At 59.8% G+C, this 22,631-nt stretch carries 17 protein-coding genes and 1 riboswitch; of the genes, 9 read left to right on the top strand and 8 right to left on the bottom strand.

Going from position 1 to position 22,631, the window contains the following annotated elements:
• Window positions 1-104: 104 nt before the first annotated feature.
• The gene (locus tag NKJ13_RS25840) at window positions 105-938 is read left to right on the top strand and encodes a helix-turn-helix transcriptional regulator (RefSeq protein ID WP_352778781.1); all 834 of its coding nucleotides are present in this window, start codon (window positions 105-107) and stop codon (window positions 936-938) included.
• Window positions 939-1,255: 317 nt separating this feature from the next.
• Here the strand turns inward: NKJ13_RS25840 and NKJ13_RS25845 are convergent, their stop codons facing one another.
• Window positions 1,256-1,510 carry a hypothetical protein gene (locus NKJ13_RS25845; protein ID WP_352509314.1) on the bottom strand — a complete coding sequence of 85 codons (255 nt, stop codon included), beginning with the start codon at window positions 1,508-1,510 and terminating at the stop codon, window positions 1,256-1,258.
• 555 nt (window positions 1,511-2,065) lie between these two features.
• A riboswitch (cobalamin riboswitch) is annotated at window positions 2,066-2,266 on the top strand.
• Window positions 2,267-2,361: 95 nt separating this feature from the next.
• Here NKJ13_RS25845 and metE point away from each other — a divergent pair.
• Window positions 2,362-4,707, top strand: a complete 2,346-nt coding sequence (gene metE / locus NKJ13_RS25850) for a 5-methyltetrahydropteroyltriglutamate--homocysteine S-methyltransferase (RefSeq protein WP_352778783.1) — start codon at window positions 2,362-2,364, stop codon at window positions 4,705-4,707.
• A 98-nt stretch (window positions 4,708-4,805) separates the two neighbouring features.
• Here metE and NKJ13_RS25855 read toward each other — a convergent pair whose 3' ends face one another.
• From NKJ13_RS25855 to NKJ13_RS25865, 3 genes are read right to left on the bottom strand one after another with little or no spacing between them, the layout of a single operon-like run.
• On the bottom strand, window positions 4,806-5,021 hold the full coding sequence (locus NKJ13_RS25855) for an FMN-binding negative transcriptional regulator (RefSeq protein WP_352778784.1): 216 nt from the start codon (window positions 5,019-5,021) through the stop codon (window positions 4,806-4,808).
• 34 nt (window positions 5,022-5,055) lie between these two features.
• Window positions 5,056-5,958, bottom strand: coding sequence for a dihydrodipicolinate synthase family protein (locus tag NKJ13_RS25860; RefSeq protein ID WP_352778785.1), 903 nt, complete (start codon window positions 5,956-5,958; stop codon window positions 5,056-5,058).
• A 52-nt stretch (window positions 5,959-6,010) separates the two neighbouring features.
• Window positions 6,011-7,243, bottom strand: coding sequence for a trans-sulfuration enzyme family protein (locus NKJ13_RS25865; RefSeq protein ID WP_352778788.1), 1,233 nt, complete (start codon window positions 7,241-7,243; stop codon window positions 6,011-6,013).
• Between the two features lie 82 nt (window positions 7,244-7,325).
• On the opposite strand from NKJ13_RS25865, the gene pdxR reads away from it, so the two are divergent.
• The 4 genes from pdxR to NKJ13_RS25885 all read left to right on the top strand — a co-directional run bounded on the left by pdxR (window position 7,326) and on the right by NKJ13_RS25885 (window position 10,756).
• On the top strand, window positions 7,326-8,822 hold the full coding sequence (pdxR, locus tag NKJ13_RS25870) for a MocR-like pyridoxine biosynthesis transcription factor PdxR (RefSeq protein ID WP_502901944.1): 1,497 nt from the start codon (window positions 7,326-7,328) through the stop codon (window positions 8,820-8,822).
• An 89-nt stretch (window positions 8,823-8,911) separates the two neighbouring features.
• Window positions 8,912-9,064, top strand: a complete 153-nt coding sequence (locus NKJ13_RS25875) for a hypothetical protein (protein ID WP_023679675.1) — start codon at window positions 8,912-8,914, stop codon at window positions 9,062-9,064.
• Window positions 9,065-9,279: 215 nt separating this feature from the next.
• Window positions 9,280-9,987 (top strand): B3/B4 domain-containing protein, encoded by a 708-nt coding sequence (locus NKJ13_RS25880; RefSeq protein WP_352778789.1) that lies wholly within the window; start codon window positions 9,280-9,282, stop codon window positions 9,985-9,987.
• A 439-nt stretch (window positions 9,988-10,426) separates the two neighbouring features.
• Entirely contained in the window at window positions 10,427-10,756 is a 330-nt protein-coding gene (locus NKJ13_RS25885) for a helix-turn-helix domain-containing protein (protein WP_352778791.1), read from the top strand.
• A 277-nt stretch (window positions 10,757-11,033) separates the two neighbouring features.
• On the opposite strand, the gene NKJ13_RS25890 is transcribed toward NKJ13_RS25885, so the two are convergent.
• A complete protein-coding gene (locus tag NKJ13_RS25890) occupies window positions 11,034-12,089 on the bottom strand; it encodes a cytochrome-c peroxidase (protein ID WP_352778792.1) in 1,056 nt (351 codons plus the stop codon).
• An 813-nt stretch (window positions 12,090-12,902) separates the two neighbouring features.
• Window positions 12,903-13,205, bottom strand: coding sequence for a DUF982 domain-containing protein (locus NKJ13_RS25895; RefSeq protein ID WP_352778793.1), 303 nt, complete (start codon window positions 13,203-13,205; stop codon window positions 12,903-12,905).
• A gap of 563 nt (window positions 13,206-13,768) precedes the next feature.
• Between NKJ13_RS25895 and NKJ13_RS25900 the strand changes: the two genes are divergently transcribed.
• A complete protein-coding gene (locus tag NKJ13_RS25900; RefSeq protein ID WP_352452644.1) occupies window positions 13,769-14,239 on the top strand; it encodes a Ros/MucR family transcriptional regulator in 471 nt (156 codons plus the stop codon).
• A gap of 227 nt (window positions 14,240-14,466) precedes the next feature.
• On the opposite strand, the gene NKJ13_RS25905 is transcribed toward NKJ13_RS25900, so the two are convergent.
• Window positions 14,467-14,679 (bottom strand): cold-shock protein, encoded by a 213-nt coding sequence (locus NKJ13_RS25905; RefSeq protein WP_023679670.1) that lies wholly within the window; start codon window positions 14,677-14,679, stop codon window positions 14,467-14,469.
• Between the two features lie 1,555 nt (window positions 14,680-16,234).
• Here NKJ13_RS25905 and NKJ13_RS25910 point away from each other — a divergent pair.
• Complete coding sequence (locus NKJ13_RS25910) at window positions 16,235-17,659, top strand: M16 family metallopeptidase (protein WP_352778795.1); 1,425 nt, start codon at window positions 16,235-16,237, stop codon at window positions 17,657-17,659.
• Between the two features lie 502 nt (window positions 17,660-18,161).
• Window positions 18,162-19,619, top strand: coding sequence for an NAD-dependent succinate-semialdehyde dehydrogenase (locus NKJ13_RS25915; RefSeq protein WP_502901945.1), 1,458 nt, complete (start codon window positions 18,162-18,164; stop codon window positions 19,617-19,619).
• Window positions 19,620-20,436: 817 nt separating this feature from the next.
• On the opposite strand, the gene NKJ13_RS25920 is transcribed toward NKJ13_RS25915, so the two are convergent.
• On the bottom strand, window positions 20,437-22,488 hold the full coding sequence (locus NKJ13_RS25920) for a class I tRNA ligase family protein (RefSeq protein ID WP_352778796.1): 2,052 nt from the start codon (window positions 22,486-22,488) through the stop codon (window positions 20,437-20,439).
• Between the last annotated feature and the right edge of the window lie 143 nt (window positions 22,489-22,631).

Below are 22,631 nucleotides of genomic sequence, written 5' to 3' on the forward strand. Positions count from 1 at the left end.
GGAGCCTCGAAGACGCCCTAAAAACACATGCTGCGATTTTTGAACACGCTTGACGATTAGATTAATTCATCCACAATGCGTGTGTTGAACACGCGAGGTGAGTTATGAACATGAAAGAGCTTAGGGTTCGACTGGGCATGACTCAAAAAGAATTGGCAGAGCAGATGGCAACGACGCAACAGACTGTGGCCCGTTGGGAAACAGGCAAAACGCAGTTGAACGTCGAGCAGATCAAGGACCTTTGTCTCACGTTGAAATGCACGGTCGAGGAGCTGCTGGGCTGGAAGATTGATGTCGAGGAGTGGCGCACGAGCCCGTTTGCAATTGCCGATGCCGAAACGCGATACGGCACGCTCAGAATCAAGACGACTGTTGGCAGCCGCCAATATCCTATCGATGAAAAGGCGCGTGAATCGATTTTACGTCAGTTGAAGGAACTTCATAATCTTCGTAGAAATGACACAAGCAGGCCATGGCTGTATTGTTGGAGCCTTGACAACAAAATACTCTTGATAAATCCGCAATATGTCCGCACCATTGAGCTTATCGGTGAAGATGTAGAGGAGATGCCAGAGTATTATCATCCAGAAATCTATCGGGCTTTGGATGACTGGGATAAGGGTGAGGTTTCAGGAAAGCTGAAGAAAGAATGCGATGCCATCATCGCAGAGATGGGTGATCAGGAAGCCGTGCGCATGGCCTCCTATGTTCGCGTCACATATGACGACGGAGAAGATGAGTGGAACTTCTTGGATGAAGAAACCGCTACGACTTTCTTCGGATTGGAAGCTGCGACCTTTGACGTTCCCCAGTGTAGTTTCGCCGAAGTGGAGGAAGAAGGTTACTACCGAGCGCGATACGCCAACCTTGATCGCGTCGCGGTGATGGAGGTTCCAAGCGACCGTTATCACAGATTGACCGCGCCCGAGGAAGCTTAGAACCATCCACGAAGGGCGCATGTTACATCTCGACCTTGCGTGGTGCGTTTTCAGTACGAGATGACGTTAAGCGTAGGTAGTGGCAGGTAAGAGTGCTCGACCGGAAGCTCAACTGCCTCCTCAATATCGCTGCCGATGTGCCGCAGGACACGTCCACGGGAGCGTGGATAGGCGTAAAGTTCCTGCACTCCACGGTCCGCTCTCCCATCGCCGGTGTGTGCCCGACGCCATCTTGTGGACGAGCTTGGCCGCCTGCACCCGGTTGTATTCCGGCTTGCGGTCCGCCTGGGCGGTCCGCCGCGATGGCTATCTCCATGTCAATCGGCGCCGAACTTTGACTGCCCGCTGCTTTTGATGAATTTGGCGAGGTCCCGCGCATAATCACTCTTGGTCTTCTCCTTGAGGCCCTGTGTCGCGAACTTGTGGTCCAGCAGGGCAAACAGGTCCAAGTCCCCTTCCGCCTGTGGCGCTGGCTTGCCCTCACCGCCCGCGGCTTCCCAATTGGGGACCGCTTCTGCGCGCTGCACCGTGGCGATTGTCCGCCCAAGACGCATCACAAGATCGAACGCCAAACCGTGCGCGTGCACGACGATTTGCCGCTCAGGCCTCATTTGGACAGGACTTGAGCTGGCCCGGTGGTTTGAGCCGGGTTACCTTGAGCCGGTGGGCTGCGAACAAGCAGTTCGAGACATTGGCCTCGATCACTTCGCAACACGCCGCTGCGCCTGGCCTCGGTGTGCTCCCCCCGAAATCGTTGTGTCATATCACCGAGGGCATCACGGCCAACAGCTTCCACATGGGCAACAGCCTCGCCATTGAGCCGAATATGGTCGCGAGCAGATCACCAACGAAGCGGTCGGAACCTCGGAGCCGAAGTTCGACGCCGAGGTGGTTCGCATGATGCGCTAAGCAGCACCACGGCGCTTGCCGGTATGTTTGCTGCCGGCAGCCGACGAACTCCTATCCTCCTGGACAAGGGCGCCGTGCGTCATTGCTTTGATTTACCGGCCGCTCAAGGCTTCCACAGTTTTCGCTTTCGAGGCGACCTTTGGAACATGCCAACGGAAATTTAACATAACGACATAAACATTTCTTTATGCGACGTTGACAAAGAAGCGAACTGCTGTAATTGTCTCCCGCGTCGTGGTTCTCCGTACGGCGCTGCCGCAGCGGAGCTAAGAGGGAAGCCGGTGCGATGCCGGCGCTGCCCCCGCAACTGTTAGCGGCGAGCCAACCCCACTCATGTCACTGAGGCGAATAGCCTTGGGAAGACGGGTAGAGGCTATGACCCCGCGAGCCAGGAGACCTGCCACGGCGAATTACGTCCACGGGCGGGGTGTCTCGGTGGCCGCTGCAGCCTGGCGTTCGTGCCGGCCTGCTAGCGCCTTCCTTGTCACCGACGCCCCAACCATCGGGGTCTGGCATGACTGTCTCTCAGCAAATTCCTGTAGCAACGCTCGGCGTGCCCCGTTTCGGTCGTCGGCGAGAACTGAAATTCGCGCTTGAAAGCTACTGGTCCGGAAAATCGTCCGCTGCCGACCTTCTCACGACCGCGAAGGCGCTCCGTGCCGCTAGCTGGGAGGAGCAGCACGATCGCGGCGTGTCGAAAATACCGTCGAACGACTTCTCGCTCTACGACCATGTGCTCGACACCGCAGCCATGGTCGGCGCCGTTCCATCCCGTTACGGCTGGAATAGCGGCGAGGTTCCACTTGACATCTACTTCGCAATGGCGCGCGGCAACCAAGGTCAGACGGAGGATTGTGGGCACGGTGGTCACCAGCATGCGGCTCATCGGCCTGGCGTAACCGCGATGGAAATGACCAAGTGGTTTGACACCAACTATCACTACATTGTGCCGGAACTCAACGATGATCAGACGTTCGCCCTCTCGTCGACGAAACCGGTCGATTACTTCATCGAGGCTAAAGCTCTCGGCGTTCACACACGCCCAGTCATCCTTGGACCGATCACCTTCCTCAAGCTGGCGAAATCGCCTGCCGAAGGATTCGATCCCATCGCGCTCCTGCCCCGGCTGCTGCCCGTCTACGAGCAACTCCTGCAGAGGCTGAAGCTGTCTGGAGCCGACTGGGTGCAGATCGATGAGCCAGCGCTTGTCCTCGATCTGAACCCGAACGAACGAGCTGCGTTCGAATTCGCCTATGGCCAGCTGTCGAAAGCCGCGCCCGAGCTGAAGATCATGCTGGCTACCTATTTCGGGCCGCTGGGAGACAATCTCGAAACCGCGGTTTCTCTGCCCCTGGCCGGGCTGCATATTGATCTCGTGCGCGCTCCCGAGCAGCTGGAAACGGTGGGTCGGCTCGCACCGAAGGATCTGGTGCTCTCGCTTGGCTTGATCGATGGCCGCAACGTCTGGCGTGCGAACCTGCCCGCCATTCTCGACCGCATCAAACCGATCGTCGCCGGCTGGCCCTTGGACCGCGTCGAGATCGCGCCTTCTTGCTCGATGCTGCATGTGCCGATCGACCTCCGCATGGAGACGGAACTCGACGCGGACATCAGGTCGTGGCTCGCCTTCGCGGCCCAGAAGACCGACGAGTTGGTGTTGCTTGCCCGGGCCCTGTCCCAAGGCAGGGATGCGGTGGCAGGCGCGTTGAAAGCGTCTGCCGAGGCTGCCGCCACTCGCGTGACATCCACGAAGATCCATGACCCGCTGGTTGAGGGGCGGATCGCCAGCATTGACGACAGCATGAAGCGACGAGAGAGCGCTTTTGCCGAGCGCTCCAGAGTCCAGGCCGGCACGCTCGGGCTGCCGCCGTTCCCGACGACGACCATCGGGTCCTTCCCGCAGACGCCGCAGGTACGCAGGGTGCGGGCCGCTCATGCGAAGGACCAGCTGAGCTATGTCGACTACGAGACCTTCCTGAAGAAGGAGATCGAGGCTGCAATTCGCTGGCAGGAAGAGATCGGGCTGGACGTGCTGGTGCACGGTGAGTTCGAACGAAACGACATGGTACAGCATTTCGGCGAGCAGCTGTCCGGCTTCGCCTTCACTCAGCATGCCTGGGTGCAGAGCTATGGGTCGCGTTACGTGCGCCCCCCCATCATCTTCGGCGACGTATCGAGGCCCAATCCGATGACGCTGCGCTGGTGGCAATTCGCCCAGTCGCTTACGGAAAACCCTGTGAAGGGAATGCTCACAGGCCCAGTGACCATTCTCAACTGGTCTTTTGTTCGCGACGACGTACCCCGCTCCGAGGCATGCCGCCAGATCGCGCTTGCGATCCGCGACGAAGTGACGGATCTCGAATGGTCCGGCGCAAGGATGATCCAGATCGATGAGGCCGCGTTTCGTGAAGGATTGCCACTGCGCAAGTCTGACTGGAAAGACTATCTCGACTGGGCTGTCGAATGCTTCCGGATCGCCTCAACGGGTGTAAAGGACGCGACTCAAATCCATACCCACATGTGCTATTCGGAGTTCAACGAGATCATCGACGCGATCGCTGAAATGGATGCGGATGTCATTTCGATTGAGACGTCGCGCTCGAAAATGGAACTGCTGGACGCCTTCACGAGCTCCAAATATCCGAATGAAATCGGGCCCGGAGTCTACGACATTCACTCACCACGGGTCCCGGAAGTCGGCGAGATTTCGGATCTCGTCATGCTTGCCCGCGAGCGACTGTCCGATGCCCAACTGTGGGTAAACCCGGACTGTGGCCTCAAAACACGCAAATGGGAGGAGGTCCGCCCTGCCCTCATGAACATGGTTGCTGCAGCACGCGCGCTCCGGGAGAAAGTGTAGGCCGGAAGGTTTCCTGTTTGCTCACCCTGTGGTGAGTTAGCGGCTGCCGCATGTGGGCCGTGAATGTGCCAAAACGCGATCACATCCTTTGAAATAAGTCACTCGAGCGAGAAAGTGCACTTTCCTTCGGCACGTGTACTAATCGCGCAGGAGTAAAGGGTACCGTTTTCCCCCGACGTGTCGAGTTCGAAGGGGATGTGATTGGCGTCGAGACCGCTCCGGCCATGGGTTATCAGCATGCCAAGTGCGCTCTTCTCGATCAGTTCGCAAAGGACTTCTCGGCTCGGTTCATCGAAATGAACGGGTACATACATGACAGTTCCTTTCACTGGCCGCCGGGTTCGCTGTTCACCGGCTGGCATCCGATGGCAAGCGTTCCAACGCGGCGGCGATCTGGCGCTTCGCTGCTGAGGGCAGAGGCAGGATGGGACGCGGGGGGTCGGCACGGGAAATGTCGAGCAATTCGGCAAGTGCATAGACGACGCGAAGGCTCGAGAACTCCTTGAAGAGGCTCCAGAGCGGCGCAAGCGTGGCATCGATCCGTCGCGCTTCGGCCGCATCGCCCTGTTGCGCCGCCGTGACGATCTTCACGCAGACCTCGGGCAGGATGCCGGCGAGGACGCTGTACCATGTGTTGGCGCCGGCGATCATGGCCTCTGCGGCGTTCCAGTCGCCGCTGTAGCCGATCGAGAACCCTTCCGGCACAGTGCGCCTCTGGTCGGCCAGATGGCTCTTGATCGCATCGCCCTTGTCTGTCGGATTCTTGATAGCGACGATCCCCCGCACCTTTGCCAGGCGGCTGACGAGTGCTGGGGTGAAACGGAAATGCGTCGTTCCTGGATTGTCGTAGATGACGATCGGAAGGCCACTTTCGCGCGCCACCGTGGAGAAATGTTCGAACACCTCGTCCTCAGTGAGCGGGGTGTAAGAGGCGGCGGCAAGCAACCCCGCGGCAGCCCCAAGGGCCTTAGCGTCCTGCGCGAGCCTCACTGCTTCGTCGGTGCGCAGCGCGCCCACACCCACCACGACCGGCATTTGTCCCCCGGTTTCGTCCAAGGTCTCGGCGAGCGCCCGTCGCCGTTCCTCGCGCGTCAGATACATGTATGTGCCGGTGCTGCCGAGAAGACCGATGGAATCGACCTGAGCGGCGCAAAGCCTGGCAATCAGCTTGCGCAGAGCAACGGTATCGACACGGCCGTCACGATCGGTCGGCGTGATGGGAAACGCGGAAAGACCGCTCAGGAATGCCATGGCAAGGCTCCAGGTTTGTGCGTGAGCGCAGGACTGGCCGGACGACAGGTCATCACAAGGCGTCCAGAGCCCGCCGCAGGTCGGCGATTAGGTCATCGGCGTCTTCAAGACCCACCGAGAGACGCATGAGGTCCTCGCCGACTCCATCGGCCAGATGGGCATCCTTGCGGATCGGCTGACGAGCACGGGTCAGGCTTGCCGGATGATAGATGAGGCTGTCGGCATCGCCGAGGCTGACAGCCCGGGTGATCAAGTTGAGCCGGTCCATCATGCGGCGCGCGCCCTCGAACCCAGCGTGGAGGCCAAAGGCCAACATGCCCGAGCCTTGGGACATCTGCTTTCGCGCCGTCACCTGATCAGGGTGCGAGTCGAGGAAGGGATAACTCACCCATGCCACCGCCGGGTGCGCCTCGAGCGCCTGAGCCACCGCAAGGGCAGTGGCGCTGTGCCGTTCCATGCGCAGCGTGAGCGTCTTCAGACCGCGCAGGATCAGGAAGGCTGACATGGGCGAGAGCGCTGCGCCGGTGATGTAGCGCAGGCCCGTTTCGTGCAGCGTGCGGAGCGTTTGCGCGTCGCCGAGAATCGCCCCGCCAAGGGCATCGCCGTGCCCATTGATGTATTTGGTCAGCGAGTGGAGCACGAGGTCGGCCCCATGTTCGAGCGGCCGCTGGAGCGCGGGGGAGGCGAAGGTGCTGTCGACTGCAACCTTTACACCGCGCGCGTGGGCGCGCTCGGCAATGGCAGCGAGATCAAGGATGCGGCTCAGCGGATTCACCGGCGTCTCGAAGAAAACAAGCCGGGTCCGCTCGGTGATCGCGGCATCGAGATTGTAAGGATCGGACAGGTCGACCGCGACGACCTTGATGCCGAAGCGGGGGACCGCCTGTTCGACCATGGCAAGCGTGTTCGCATAAAGCGTCTTGTGGACGATGAGTTCATCGCCTTGGGACAGGAGCGACAGGATCAGCGTCCCGAAAGCCGCCATCCCCGAGGCAACGACCAGACCTGCCTCGGCTCCTTCCAGATTGGCGAGCCGTTGCTCGAGGATCTCCGTCGTCGGATTGTATTCGCGCGCATAGAGCCTTCCGCCAAGCGCGGCGGCGGCCTCGTTCGCTGCCACGCTTTCGAATCCATAGGTCGAGGTCAAGAAGACTGGCGGCTGAACGGCATTGGAAAAGCCGGCGGGATCGTAGCCATGATGGATCGCCCGAGTGGCGAATCCGGGACCGGTGTCGTGGAGCGACCGCGTGAGAGCATCGGTTTCGGATTGATAGGAGCGGGTCATTCGGCCTCTAAGATCTTGCTGGGTTTCCGAAAGATTGACGGCAAACTGGCCAATGTGAAATATCCAGTTGGCGATGAATGAAATGGTCCAGTCTTCAAGTGCCGGTTCTGCAGGTCGCTCGCACGCGATGGGTGCACGCCAGATCTACGAGGCTCTTCGCGAGCAGATCCTCGGCGGCGTCTATGAAACCGGCAGTCAGCTGCCGTCCTCCCGAGGCCTGGCAAATGACCTTGGCGTTTCGCGAACGACGGTGACGGTCGCCTATGAGCAACTGACCGCGGAAGGTTTCATCGAAGTCCGTCAAGGCGCACGACCTCGCGTTGCATCTTCGCTGATCGGTCCTGAGACGAGCCGCACTGTCGCGAAACGAGTCGGCCCGATTCATCTGTCCGCCTATGGCGAACGACTGCGCGTCACGCCGCCCTGGCCGGATTATCTGCCGACTGGGCTGAAGGTCGATTTCCGCTATGGCGACCTGGCGCCGTCAGACTTCCCCGCATTGGTCTGGAAACGCGCGATGAGCAAGGCGATGGGGCAGCGCCCGTTGCGTCTTGCCTATGACGATCCTCGCGGCTCGCGCCGGCTGCGCCAGGCGCTCCAGGGCTATCTCTGGCGCGCCCGAACCCTGAGCTGCGACCTCGAGCAGATCATCATCGTCAACGGTTCGCAGCAGGGCCTAGATCTGTGCGCTCGCCTGCTTCTCGATCCCGCCGACCGCTTCGTCATCGAGGACCCGTGCTATAGGATGGCGCGTCAGGTCTTTGCCAGTACGGGTGCCTCGCCCGTCCCGGTCACCGTCGACGAGGACGGGATGAAGACGGAGTTGCTGGCGGGGATTGGTGCACGACTGGCCTATGTCACGCCATCGCATCAGTTTCCGCTGGGCGGCGTCATGCCGATCACGCGCCGCCACCAGCTTCTGGAATGGGCGCGGCACAACAATGCCTACGTGATCGAGGACGACTACGACAGCGAATATCGCTACGACATCAATCCGGTCCCTCCGCTGCACAGTCTCGAGGACCACGGGGCTGTCATCTACCTCGGCACGATCTCCAAAACGCTCTCGCCGATGCTGCGTATCGGCTACCTCGTCGTCCCGCCGGAATTGCAGGAGGTCTTCGCAACCGCCAAACAATTCGCGGACCGGCATTCGCCGGTGGCTGAACAGGAGGCTCTGGCCTCTTTGATCGAGAGTGGCGGCTACGAAAGCCATGTGCGGCGCGTGCGCAGGCTGAACGGCGAGCGTCGGGGGACGTTGCTGGGCGCCTTGCGGCGCAGCTTCGGAGATCGCATCGCTGTCCAGGGAGCAGAGGCCGGTCTGCACGTCGTCGTTTGGTTCGACGAACTGCCGCGATCGCGGGAAACGACCCTGGTCGAAGCCGCCCGAGGCGCGGGCCTGGGGCTACACCTGATCTCGCCCCTTTACGAGCGGCAGTCGGACGAAGGCCACATCGATCGCATGGGGCTTGTCATGGGCTATGCCGCCTTGAGCATTCGGCAGATCGAGAAGGGCGTTGAGATCCTGCGAGCGGTTGTCAAGCAGGTGCAAGACGCGTTGCCGGGACACGGTGGCTAAAACGGCGGGGACGTGGCGTGCTGGCGAGGAAACCGACCCTTGGGCTGAACCGCATTTCGTTTGCAAGCCAACTGGACTGGGAAAACGCCATGCAACTGGTGCTGTTGATCAGGCCAGTTTGGCGGCAGATTTTCGTGCGAGACGAATTTCCGAGAGCGATGCATAACCGGCAAGGAAAGCTGCTTCACATCCATATCGCGCCCGCTGCCTTTTATGAAATGGAGGATCTGGCGGAGGCGTAGCTTGTTGCCGGCCGAGGCGGGCTCGAGCACCCGCAAGAGATAATCGACGATCTCTACCAGGCCTTGTCCACGGCCGAATGATGGAATTATCCAGCGCATGGTGCGGCATGCACCATGCCGATGCCAGAAGATCTGGACGCTCGACAACCACCTTTCTTCAAACATTTCCCGAACGACCCGCAGCGCAAAGCCTCCCCATGAGAAAAGAGCATCCCATGTCTTTCACGCCATTGATTGCCCCCGAGATCAAGGCCCGCTACCCGGATTTTCATCTGATCAGCATTGTGGTGCGGAACGCTGAAATCGACGTGCCGGATGCACAGGCGTTGAACGTCACGATTGCGGCGGCGGAACAGGCGGCGCTTCGCGATGGCGCCCAAAGGGACGCGCATCTTGCGGCGTGGGCCGTTGCCTACGAGGCTTTCGGCACAAAAGCCAATCGAACGCCGTGCTCGGCCGCCGCGCTTCTCAAGCGGGTGCGGAAAGATGGCTCTCTCCCGCGGATTTCCCCACTGGTTGATGCCTACAATGCCGTCAGCGTGTTGTATGGCGTTCCGATTGGCGGGGAGGATCTCGATCTCTACCAGGGGGTCCCGAGACTTTTAATTGCGAAGGGAGCGGAGCCATTCGACACGATCCAGCAAGGTGAAATGGTAACCGAGCATCCCGAACCGGGCGAAGTCATCTGGTGCGATGATGCCGGTGTCACGTGCCGCCGCTGGAACTGGCGGCAGGGGCGGCGCACCATGGTCACGGTCGATACCCGCGCCATGTGGCTCGTGCTGGAAGCCCTCGGCCCAATGTCAGCTAAACAGATGACGGCCACCGGAGAGCATTTGATGGGACTTATCCAAGCGTTGTGCCCGGGTGCGCGAATCGAAACCGCGCGAATCGACGAGTCCACTACATCTCGTGTTCCTTAGGGCATGGCCCCATCTTTCGGAGAAACACCCCACTCAGCCCTGTCCGGATCTGGCGCTCCTTGCTCGCTCCGCTGGCCTACACAGTTGATTGCGAACGACCCAGAACGGCTCTCGAAAACGAGCGTCGAACGAAATCAGATCACTGCTTGTTCTCCCTTAGCGTTGTTTGGCGTACTTTTATCGCGATGCCTCCAGTGGGGATGGTCCAAATTGCGCAAGCTCGGTCGAGTGATCGCGGAGAAGCTTAATGTCGACTACATCGAAATTCATGGAGCGGTACGGACAACGGGTGCGAACCCGGGACGTCGTCCCGGTGTCGTCAGGCTCTCCCGTCCGACTGAGCCTCAGTTTTCTTCACGGCGCGAATACTCCTGAGGCCGCCCGGATTCCCGTTAAGAGACAGCTGCCGCTCAGGACGGCCCACGCGATACTCACGGAGATGGTCGATCACAGCAAGGCGTTCGTGACGGTTCCTTGCGTCGACGACCTATTGGCACTGAAGAATGAACTGTCGTCCGCAGGCGTGATCGCGAAGGTTCATGCGCCGCGGCCGATAAGTGTTCGCGAAGTCCGGGATCGCACGAAGCTCTCTCAGGAGGCATTCTCCGTGAGGTATGGCCTCGATCTGGCAACGCTTCGAAACTGGGAGCAAGGTCGCTCGAAACCGGATGCAGCGGCGAATACTCTCCTTTGGACCATCGCCCGGAATCCGGAAGCAGTCGAAGAATCGCTGGACATGGAGGACGGAGTGGCTGCCCCTTCGCCCTAAGGGGGCCGATCACTTCGGCGCGCGGCAATTCGGCCGCCAGCGCGATGGCCGGCCGCCGCGCGGTATCGACAGCGCGCGAGCCTCATGCGTCAGACGCCTTCCTTGGCATGTCGCACGCCAGATCCCAAACATGATTCCATCGCAACGAGCTGGTGACGGAAGCAGTGTCTGCACTTTGGAAACGAGCCATTTGCGTTCTCATGGACGTCGCGACTCGTCTCGTCCAGTAAAAGTCGCAATCATTGTCAATTGCGATGTTCCGCAGTCAGCTGGCCGTTTATTTTCCTAAGATCTGCGTTATAGGCCGGGGTGTTGTCGCCGTTTCGGCGGGTAAGATGGGATAGGCGACCTCGGGTGCCTTTCCGGTCAGCGAGTTGAGGAAGGCAACAAGCAGGTCGAGTTCTTCGTCCGCCAGTACCACGCCAAGCTGGGTGGTTCCCATGATGGCAACGGCCTGTTTCAGATCCCAAACCTTGCCCGAATGAAAGTATGGCGCGGTGAGTGCAACGTTGCGCAGCGGCGCCACGCGGAAAACATAGGAATCGTCGGCTGCATTGGTGACCTCAAATCGGCCCTTGTCTTTTTCCGGCAGGACCTCGGCGCTGGGCTGTTCCACGAGGCCGAATGGGTAATAGGCTTGCCCACCAACGTTGATACCGCCATGGCAGGACGAGCAGCCTTTGTCCATGAAAAGCGCCAGGCCCTGTTTCTGTTCGGAAGTCATGGCGGCGTCATCGCCATTCAGGAAACTGTCGAAGGGGGCCGGCGTGACCAGTGTCGCCTCGAAGGCTTCGATTGCCTTGGCGAGGTTGTCGAAGGTGACCCGATCGGCTTCAGCCGGAAAAGCTGCATCGAACCACTCGATATATTGCGGCATGGACTTGAGCGTGGTGATGACTTGGCCCGGTGTATTGGCCATTTCGATCCCGGCTTGGACCGGTCCCTTCGCCTGAGCCTTCAGGTCTTCGGCACGACCATCCCAGAACTGGGCGATGTTGAAGACAGCGTTCAGTACAGTCGGCGCGTTGCGCTGTCCCTTCTGCCAACCATGGCCGATCGAGGTTTCGTGATTGTCGTCGCCGCCGGTGGCCAGGTTGTGGCACGAGTTGCACGACAAGACGCCTGACGCAGAGACGCGTGGATCGAAGAACAGTGCCTTGCCGAGAGCGATCTTTTCCGGGGTGATCGGGTTGTTGACGACTGCCGGCGTGGTGGGTGGCAAAGCCTTGAAAGTGGCCATTGCCGTTTCTCTGAGGTCTGCGGGGATCGAATCCGCAGCAAAGGCGGTGGCCGTCAGCAAGGGGACAGCCATCGTACTGAATAGGATTTTCATAAATGATCTCGCTGCGTCGTGCACGCAGCCACTCTGGGATATGCGGCTCATGAACGCCCTGCGCTAGATCAGTTGCGGGAGAGGACCGGGGGTCTGACACCTGTTTTTGCGGCAGAGCTTGGACCGTCCCGGAATTGAACGCTCTTCTCGACTGGATTTTGGGAGGCGGAGGATCGCTGCTCGGCAAGCGGCGGCGCCGGAGCCGTGCTCCGGTTCTCTCTGCGCCTTCAAACTATGAAGAAATCGGGGCCGCCACCGTGTCAGATTCGGTTGGGGGCCGGTTATCTGTTCCGCAGCAGGTCCTGCTCGACTTCCGCCTGCCTTCGTCAGATCGACGTGGGCCCAAATCGATCCGCGATAGTGTCTCGTAGCACCTTTGCGGGACGATCTTATTTCGACTGTAGAGGGCCGTTTCGGGTGAGCAAAATTACACAAATTTCAAAGGGCGCCCGAGTAGCTGTTTTGATTGGCTTGTGAGGCCTATAGCCTCCATAGAGCGAATATTGGCAGACGACGGACCACAATTTTGGCTTCGTTTATCATCTTGCTTCGATGGGACAACTGCTTTGCAATCATTACACGGTAATTTACCATCATGAATTTGAGAACCAAGTCCCACGCAGTGATTTTCACACCCGAGGCGTTGCAATCCTATCGCGAGAAGCTGATTTACAAATACAACAAGATGATTAACATCGCTATAGCGCCGCAAAATATTGTTTGTTCGCTACACTACGCTCCAGATGCCGGCGAAATCTCGACACAATAACCTCGTCGGCGTACCCGCTCCAGCCTCACACACGACTGCGGCGCCTATACTTGCGCTTTTCCACTGCCCGACATGCAGGCAGCGAGCCATTGCATCGCCGAGGTTGCATCTTCCAATATGGCGACCTGTTTCGCAAAGCGGAAAACAGCCTTGCGCGCTGCGCTCGCAGGTTTTCGTCCGTTGTATGCATCAAAGCACGCCCTGAGGGCGGCTTCGTAGATCCGGTCTCTGCGATCTTCTGGCCATTCGTTGAGAAAATCGATAGCATCCGCAGGACTGGCAATCTCTTGCACGATGTGCGTTTGACACTTTACGAAAAGTGGGCTGCTGAAAGTCCCTGAGCTCATTCGTTCCTCCCGACCTGCTGAAACCGCTAGTTTTGCGTGAACAGGCGCCTCCTCTACACCCGCCCACCATTGCGGAATGTGTTGTCACAGCGATAGCGGTTCAATAGCAAAGCAGCGGCGTGATGTCCTCGGTTTGCCAGCGGGTCAATCCCTAACATCCTGCTGCAAGAGCGGCTCACCGGATGATGAATCTACATCGTTTCGACCATTGCGAATCAACGCTTGATAGTTCCTCCACGCGCCACCAGGAAGCGGCCACTGCTCTGCCATCGATTTCACAGCCAAAAAGAGAATGGCGAAACAGGAATAGCCCGCTTCGTTTCGAGATTACTGGTCATTTTGGCGCAAAGCTTACGGCCGAGACGCGCCTGAAAATGCGCAAGCACCGCGGCAGGTCGCCAACAACGGAACGCATCAACGGTCATGACGGCGCGATACTGCGCCATAGATCTCGCTGGACGAGCATCGCAATAATCCTGTCGAGACCTTGGTTGCTTTCAGCGGAGACCGCCACTATGAAGCGACGCTTCGCCGACTGTGTTTCACGCCGCCTGGAGAGTTTCATGACAGAAGAAGCCGAAAAAAACATCAACACCCTCATCGAGCTCACGGCCGATGTCGTCTCAGCCTATGTCTCCAACAATCCGATCCCGGTGGGGGATCTCCCTGCCCTCATCGGCCAAGTGCACGCGGCTCTGAAAGGGACGGCGGAAGGTGTCTCTGCAAAAGAGCCGGTTGCCCTTACGCCTGCAGTCCCGATCAGGAAGTCGGTGACACCGGACTACATCATCTCCCTTGAGGACGGGAAGAAATTCAAATCGCTAAAGCGCCATCTGTCGACCCACTATGGGCTGACGCCGGATGGATATCGGGCCAAATGGGGCCTGTCGGCGGATTATCCCATGGTCGCGCCGAACTACGCCGCGGCGCGCTCGTCATTGGCCAAGACAATGGGGCTCGGCCGCAAACCGAAAGCGCCGGAAGCGCCGGAGCCGGCGCCGACGAAGCGAACCCGCAAGAAGGTCGCGGCTTGATTTCGGCAATGGAGATTCGTTCTGGAGCGTTGCAGCCATCGGCTTAATCTGCGCGTCATATCGTCATATAAAAAGGCGGGGCCAACCCCGCCTTCCTTTTTTGTTTCATGAGGAATTCGCGACGCCTGCAGCAATCTGCTGCCCTCAGTTTTTGCTCGCTCCTATCGAGCGGCCGTGAGGACCTCCGGACCTACGCGCCCACTCTTGCCAGGACGCAGGAGAAAATTTCAACCAGCTTTGCTGAGGCTGCCAGCGGAGGATTTGCCGGTGCGGCGATCCTGCTCGATCTCATAGTTGATCTTCTGGCCGTCAGCGAGGGTCGAGAGGCCCGCGCGTTCGACAGCGGAAATGTGGACGAAAACATCCGGACCGCCATTGTCGGGCTGGATAAATCCAAACCCCTTGGTGCTGTTGAACCACTTTACCGTTCCAGTAGGCATATACGTGTTCCTCCTTAATAATTGCAACGTGGGCAGGCCATTAGGCCTGCCCGACTCATAGCCGAGACTTGGGCGCAGCAAAAAGCGAAAAATTGTTAAGCCCCGATCAGCTGGCGCACTCAATTGTGGCCGTGGTCGCCAGCAAGCACTGTCCTACGGTACCGCTCGAGCATGGCCGGGAGCGCCCGATCCTTCCAACGCTCCTCAGCGCCACGTCTATGGCTGGTGCTTGGAGGCACGGGACGTAAGGCCGACCGCTGCTCGTGCCGCCAGGTCAAAGGCCGGGTAGTTCACGGAGCTACCTTCGTGCATAACGGCTCGACAAGCGCTTGAAGGAGTTTCGAATTGGATTGTTTCAAGAGGGTCGAGGGGTTAATCGATGCCACCAGCGTGGAAGCGATCGATAACGCGCGCGTTTTGCTGGACAGTTCAAGGGCAAGTCAGAAACAATCGCCCAAGCGATCGACGACTTCCTACTTGATTTCATGACCTTGCTGTTTGTGGTAGAAGCTACCCGCGAGCGGTTCCACAATCCGGCGAGGCGGTTGGCGCGCATCAGATTGAGCAGGATCAGGCTGTTACTCACCCGATGCTCTTGACCTAAGGGACCACGCCGCCAGGGATGCGTTTGCAGCCGCAAAGAAGGCAAAATCTGTTCGCCGGCAAACCGAGCACAGCCAGGCGGTATTTACGCAGATGAATTCGATCGCGACCGCCAAATTCTCCTGTTTGGTACCCAGCGACGACGGCAAGCGCGGACAGCTTCCGTGCTGCTGTCCTCCAGCGACAAACGTGCCTGCATGCCCCATCCAGGGCGAGCTCGACGGTTGTTTCTTACGTTTGACCAAGGTCCCGCGCAAACACTCCCCTTTCCCGCAGCAACTCATCAGGCTCAACGGCCTCGCGGCAGGCGCATTACGCCAGAAGCGCGCAACCGCATTGTTTTTTCCCGCCCGAGTCCTACGATCTTCGTTTTCCAGCGCCTCGCGGATATCGCCCAACTCGCCGATTTTTGGATCAGATCCGTCCTAGCGCGCGAGCAGGCTCCGCGCTCGAGTTCGCTACGCTCCTCGCGCCTCTGCCGTTCATCGACCCGGTCTGGCTGTCGAGGACAGGGTTCCGCTGGGGCGACCAACATCTCCATTCTCACCGTCAGTGCAGCGGCCATTCGAAGCGCATCCTATACCCTCCCCGGCAGCGCGCCCAATCGTCTTCCGAACGAAGAAGATATTCTCAGCCGCGCGCGCGTCGCGTTCGGCCCTGTCCGATGTCCGACAATGTCGGATGCGCAACATGGCAGAGCCCGATTTGTCCACTGCCTCGAACGGTTTTCTGATCTGGCACGGTGCATGCTTGGTCATCGGCAAGGCGTCGCGGACCAAGGAGAATCCGTCCCATGATCACCTCACCAAGAAATACTCCCGCAGGTCTACTGGGTCCATCCAAAGATGAGGCTCGAGTAAGGCCTGGCCCCGTGAAGAGCTTATTCATCTGGCTCGCCGCTGCCCCCCGATCCTCCCACGCGGGGAGACGGGGACGCAGCGACTTCATCAAAATGAGGAACAAATCACTTTGCCTCGAACCTTGCCTTTCGACCAGCCACCACCACAACCGCAGCCATCGATCGTCCCCCTGGCTGCGCAGGGCGTTCATTGCCACCGCGCTGGCCCTGGTGACGACCGCTCCGGCTCTGGCCGCCACCGACGGCGGGAAGGTGACGGATTTCCTGCTCGACAACGGCATGGAAGTGGTCGTAATCCCCGATCACCGCGCGCCGATCGTCACTCATATGCTCTGGTACAAGATCGGCAGCGCCGACGAGCCACCCGGCAAATCCGGTCTTGCCCATTTCCTCAAGCATCTGATGTTCAAGGCGACGACCAACCACGCCGCCGGCGAGTTCGACCGAGCCGTCTCAGCCATCGGCGGCTACAATAACGCCTTCACCGCCTATGACTACACCACCTTCCTCGAGACGGTGGCGCCCTCGGCGTTGGGTGAGATGATGGGCTTCGAGGCCGATCGCATGTTCAACCTCATCCTCAACGACGATGATATCAAGACCGAGCGCGACGTGATCCTGGAGGAGCGCCGTTGGCACAGAGAGACGAACCCGCATGCTCTGCTGGACGAGGAGGTCAACGCGACGTTGCGGCAGAACCAGCCCTACCGCATTCCGGTCATGGGCTGGATGCAGGAGATGGAGAAGCTGAACGGCACCGACGCATTCACCATCTACAACAAATACTACCGACCGAACAACGCCGTGCTGGTGGTGGCCGGCGACGTAGAGCCTGAGACGGTGAAGGCGCTGGCCGAGAAGACCTATGGCAAGGTTGTGCGCGGGCCGGACCTGCCCCCGCGCAACCGTCCGGTCGAGCCGGAGCAGAACACCAGGCGCACAGTGACGCTGACCGATGCGCGCGTTTCGGTGCCGAGCTTTTCCACTCAATGGGTGGTGCCGTCCTATCATACGGCAGAGCCCGGCGAGGCCGAGGCGCTCGACCTGCTAGCCGAGATCCTCGGCGGCGGTAACCGCAGCCGGCTATATCAGGAGCTTGCCGTCAAGCAAGGCATAGCCTCGGCGGTCGGCGCCTCCTTCCAGGGCACCATGCTAGACGACACCAATTTCACCATCTCCGGCTCGCCGCGCGGCGATGCAAAGCTAGTCGATCTCGAAGCGGCGGCCGTTGCCGAAGTCGCCCGGATCGCCAAGGATGGCGTCGCCAGCGACGAGCTGGACAAGGCCAAAGACCGCTATATCCGCTCGGTGATTTTTGCGCACGACGAGCTGGACCACATCGCCAACATTTATGGCAAGACGCTCACCACCGGTGGCAATGTGAAGGACGTGCTCGAGAGGCCGGACCGCGTCCGCAAGGTGACCACCGACGAGGTCAAGGCGGTCGCCGCGCGTTATCTGGTGCTCGAGCATTCGACGACAGGCTATCTTTTGCCGCAGCAACAGGCGGGGAATTGATCATGAGCTCCATCCCCGTGCAAATGCGCCGGCCGGTCTTCCTTCGGCGCGCCTTCGCCACCCTGTTCCTCTCCATCCTCTTTCTCATCTTGCGGGCGCTCGCCGGGTAAACGGGATCTGTTTAAAGCCGCGAGGAGCGGTGTTCGCGGGCCTTGCCAGGCATTTGCCGGTTCCGGCGTCATTATTGGGGTGCGCTCCTCCTCAGGCCAGCCTCTCTTCGAGTGGATAGAGTCGCCGATTCGTGGTCCGCAGATTGTAGGCCGAGGCCACCAGCATCCACTGCGCGGGGCTGGCGAAGCCGATGTCCGTTGTTCAATCGTTCGACTAGTAGAACCGCGAGACATCTTCTAGCGTATTTCTCCCTTTCCAGTTGGGTACCGTGGTCTACCAGCTGTCTGGCCGAGGCCCTATAAGGAACCCGGACGTCGCGGAGTACACACCGCACCTGCTATATATACCTGCTGCGTTGAGGAGGAATCCGGTATTGCCCCTGTGCCTGCCGATGATCCGTCACCTGACATCCCCCGACCTGTTTGGACCCATTGATCGCCTGCCGGCACTTGGCACGCGGATCAGCGAGCGGACATTCGAGGTCCTCAACCCGTCGACTGGCGAAGTGCTGGCAGAACTACCTGACATGGGTGTCGAGGAGACATGCGCTGTGATCGACAAGGCCTATGTCGCGCAGCCTGGATGGGCAGGGTTGACCGCACGTGAGCGCAGCGACGTTCTATGGCGATGGCATCAGTTGATCATCGACCACGCCGACGATCTCGCCGCGATTCTCACCGCGGAGATGGGCAAGCCGCTTGCCGAAGCCAAGTCGGAGATATCGCATGCTGCGGCGTATCTGCAATGGTACGCCGAGGAGGCCAATCGCGTCTATGGCGAGACGATCTCCGCACCATCGATGGACCGCCGAATGCTGGTAATCAAGCAGCCCATCGGAGTTGTTGGCACGATAACGCCATGGAATTTCCCGGCCTCGATGGTGGCGCGCAAAATCTCGCCAGCCTTGGCGGCGGGCTGCACGATCGTCCTCAAGCCCGCTGAACAGACGCCGCTGGTGGCGGGAGCAATGTTCGCCCTCGCCCATCAGGCTGGCTTTCCTGAAGGCGTCGTCAACCTGATCTATGCGTCCGAAGGTGACGCGGTCGGCCGCGAACTTTGTACCAATCCCAAGGTCCGCAAGATCAGCTTCACCGGGTCGACTGAGATCGGGCGCCTTCTCATGCGCCAGTGCTCGGACCAGATCAAAAAAGTCAGCCTTGAGCTCGGCGGCAATGCACCTTTCATCGTCTTCGATGATGCCGATATCGATGCCGCGGTTGACGGTGCGATCCAGGCGAAGTTCCGCAATGCCGGCCAGACCTGCGTTTCGGCGAACCGCCTTTATGTCCAGTCGGGCGTTCACGACGAGTTCGTCGAGAAATTCGTGCAACGGGCTCGCCAACTTCAAGTTGGTGACGGTTTCGCTCCCGGAGTGGACATCGGACCGCTCATCGACAAGCACGCTTTGGCCAAGATCGAATCCCATATTGCCGATGCCGTCGCCAAAGGCGGCGCAATTCGATGCGGGGGCAAACGCATCGGCACGAATGGCACGTTTTTCCAACCGACAGTCCTGACCGGTGTCTCCAGCGAGATGACCGTCGCGCAAGAAGAGACATTCGGGCCGCTGGCACCGATTATTCGCTTCAAAGATGCGGATCAGGTCGTGCGTGAGGCCAACGACACGATCTACGGCCTCGCGGCCTACTTTTATGCCTCCAACCTGAAGCGTGTCTGGCGTGTGGCCGAGGCCTTGGAATATGGAATGGTCGGGGTAAATACCGGCCGGATGTCTTCAGAAGCGGCGCCGTTCGGTGGGATAAAACAGTCCGGCATCGGGCGGGAGGGATCCCGCCATGGCCTCGAGGACTACCTCGAAATGAAATATCTCTGCATGGGCGGCATCTGAATTTTCGGCTTGCAGGGTTCACAGCCGGGTAACCTAGCGAGCGATCTCCAAATTATAGGATCGCTCTTCGATTGGGAACTGAGGGCCGGCTCCGTACCCGAGCAAACACGCAATCCTGAAGGAGCACCCTGGCTGGACTTATCTCTCGACGAGACAAGCGTCTGCATTATCGGCGAAGACGGCGTGCATGTGACGGAGGATACGCTTGCGAGGGATTTGGCGGCCCTCGCCGAATACCTTCAGGCGACGGACTGTCTTTGCGCGGCGTTGGAAGCTTGTGCACCATCGCGATCGTGAACGCTGGTTGTGCGCAATATCCGGTTTCTGGGGCAGAATTTTGAACCTGCTACCTTCCGATTGTCAGTAGCTCAGTTGTTGTTCGGCCGACTGCCGCGCCAGTACAGGCTCCGACAGAATGGAAGATACCATCAGGCAGGCATTTGCATTCGACATTTCCGGTGATCGGCGCACGATCCAGGGCGCGCCAGGTTGACCAAGCGCCTCGAACCGCATGACAGTCTTGACCGGCTGGAGGACGGAAATCCCGCGATGCCGAAGAGTTGGTCAGCGCAGTCGAGCCCACACGGCATTTGCGGCACGAAACAGCAAGGGCTGGGAAGCGATCGGCCGAGCGGTCCTCGAAGACGAGGGCCAGGGTGTCGACGGTGCGTTGGTTCAGGTCCGCCAATCTGGTCTCTACCGTCTGATAGCGGCTTCGGCCGCCAGTGACAGCGAGTAAAGATATTTGGCATCATCGACTTTGATTGCCGCGCAGATCTGGTCGAGATTGGGATAGCTCACTGGTGCACCTTTGGGCTCATAGTGCTTCCTCCTCATCGAGATGAGGATTGCCGGATTTGGCGTAGAACACCAACACGGGTCCGAGATCAAAGCGCGTCCCGGGCGCAAGGCGCTGGACGGACCGGGGCCATGTTTCGGTTGAGACGCCATCTATGCCTCGCGCCAGCGTTCTGGCGAATCGGGGCATCAGCGGAGCGAGTGTCGGTGCCAGGATCGCAGCGGCCGTCGTCTGAAGGGCTAGCGAAGTCCGATTGCGGGCGGGATAGAAACGTCGCGCCGCCGCATAGTCTCGCGCCTGACGGTAGATCACGCAATCGCGCACGAAATCGCAGACCTGAGCGGCCGCGCGCCGGACCGAGAAGCCTTCGTCCGAATAGGCGCGCTCCATCGCCGCGCGATAGATCTCTATCCGAGCAAAGAAGGCGCGGTCGGCCGGGCTCCAGTCGCCTGCATCGGGTACACGGCCGGCAAAATCCTGCTTGATTTCCTGGTTCAACGCATCAAGCCAGTTCAGCCAAATCCCTTGGAACACCTCGTTCTCGGTGCGGCGCAGCGCGTCCAGCGTGAAATCCGTCCGCTCACCTTCCGGGCGTGTCAGGCCCAAATGAAGACGCACCACGTCGACTGTCTTTGGGCTCAGAACCTCCTTGCCCCAGACCGCATGGCGGCAGCTGGTTGAGAACTTCTTGCCGTCGAGCAGGTAGAACTCGTTGACGTGATAGTGGATGCGTGGCGTCCAGTGGGGGAAGACCTCGGCGTAAAGAGCGGGGTAGAGTAGCGCGTGGTAGAACGAATTGTCGAAGCCGAAGAAATGGACAATCTGCCAGTCGTTGCCGGGCATCTCCGCCTTCCAGTCGCGACCCAGCAAGCGGCCGAGCGCCTGGATGTTGTAAAGAAAACCGAAGGCCATTTCCGGCCAGACCCAGATCACTTGCCCCGGGAACCCTTCGGCCGGCAGGCCCCAGTCCGAGGGGTGGGTAATGGGCACTGAAAAGTTGCCGCGTCGGCGTAGGCGCGCGAAGAGATCCAAGATCCGTAGCGGGACGCCCGACGCCCTTAGATGCAGGTCGATATTGTCGTAGCATCGGTCCAAGGCAAGTTCCGGGCGGCGGACGGAGCCGACCAGCGGCGCCTCGGCAGACTGCCGTGACCGGGCTGCACCCAAGTCGTGGCAAAGGTTTGGGGCGCCGCATTCCTCACAGATGTTGCCACCGGCGGAGCCGCCGCAATCGGGGCAGAGGCCGCTAACATCCGGTTCGTAAAGATAGTGGCCTGTCACAGCATCGAAAAGCGCAGGGCTCTGGCGCAGATCTACCGCCGTGCTGCTCAGAAGACTGCGGAAACACGCGGCTTGAAACTCGCCGTAACCGTCATCGCCCATTGTGGGTTGGAAGCTGTGGACGTCACAATCGAAAAGTGCAAGCGTGGCGCGAATCTCGTCGGTGTAGTAGCGCGCCACGTTTGCAGGCGTCGATTGATCGGCATCGGCGCGTGTCGTGACGTAGCTCTGGTTGTCATCGCTTCCAGTGAGGTGATATGCCTCGACTCCTTTCATGCGCAGGAAACGAGTATAGACGTCGGCGCCGAAATAGGGGCCAGAAAGATGCCCCAGATGCAGATCGCCATTTGGCGTTGGCGGCGTGGAGAAGACGAAGATCGGCCCGCGTGGAGCCGTGGTCTTTGCAGCGGCATCAAGGGCGGCCTCGCCGTCTCGCCAGTAGACATCGACGAAATCTAGGTCTTCGTTTCCGTCGTTGCGCAGCACATGCGCTTCAAAAGGGTGGAACAGAACGACATCGCTCGCCTCGACCGAGATTTCCCCACGGTCGGTCGTGACCTTGCCCGCGCCAGACAGGACCACGAAGGCCTCGATTTCGTCGTGCCGATGGGGCTCGGATGTAATGCCCGGTGCCACCCTACCGAACGAAAACCCCGTGCCGGCGCTTCCCGTTCCAAGCGTGGCCATGTCGATACCGAACGCGCGCGACAGCCCGGTTCGAGAAAACTTGTGTTTGCGCATGACGAACCTAAGCTGTTGAAGCAGTGGTATCTTCGGCTGCCAACGCAACAGCCTCTTGTGCAAATTGCGCAGAGGGGCGGTAGCCCAACCCGTTGGCGGCCCCGGCCAGAATAATGCGGCTCTGGGCCGCCAGGCGGGCGACGAGAGGGGCGCAAGTCGGGCTGTAGGCGTCATAGAAGACCGCCCGCGAC

Source organism: Mesorhizobium sp. M0174 (assembly GCF_040322275.1).
Lineage (GTDB): Bacteria > Pseudomonadota > Alphaproteobacteria > Rhizobiales > Rhizobiaceae > Mesorhizobium.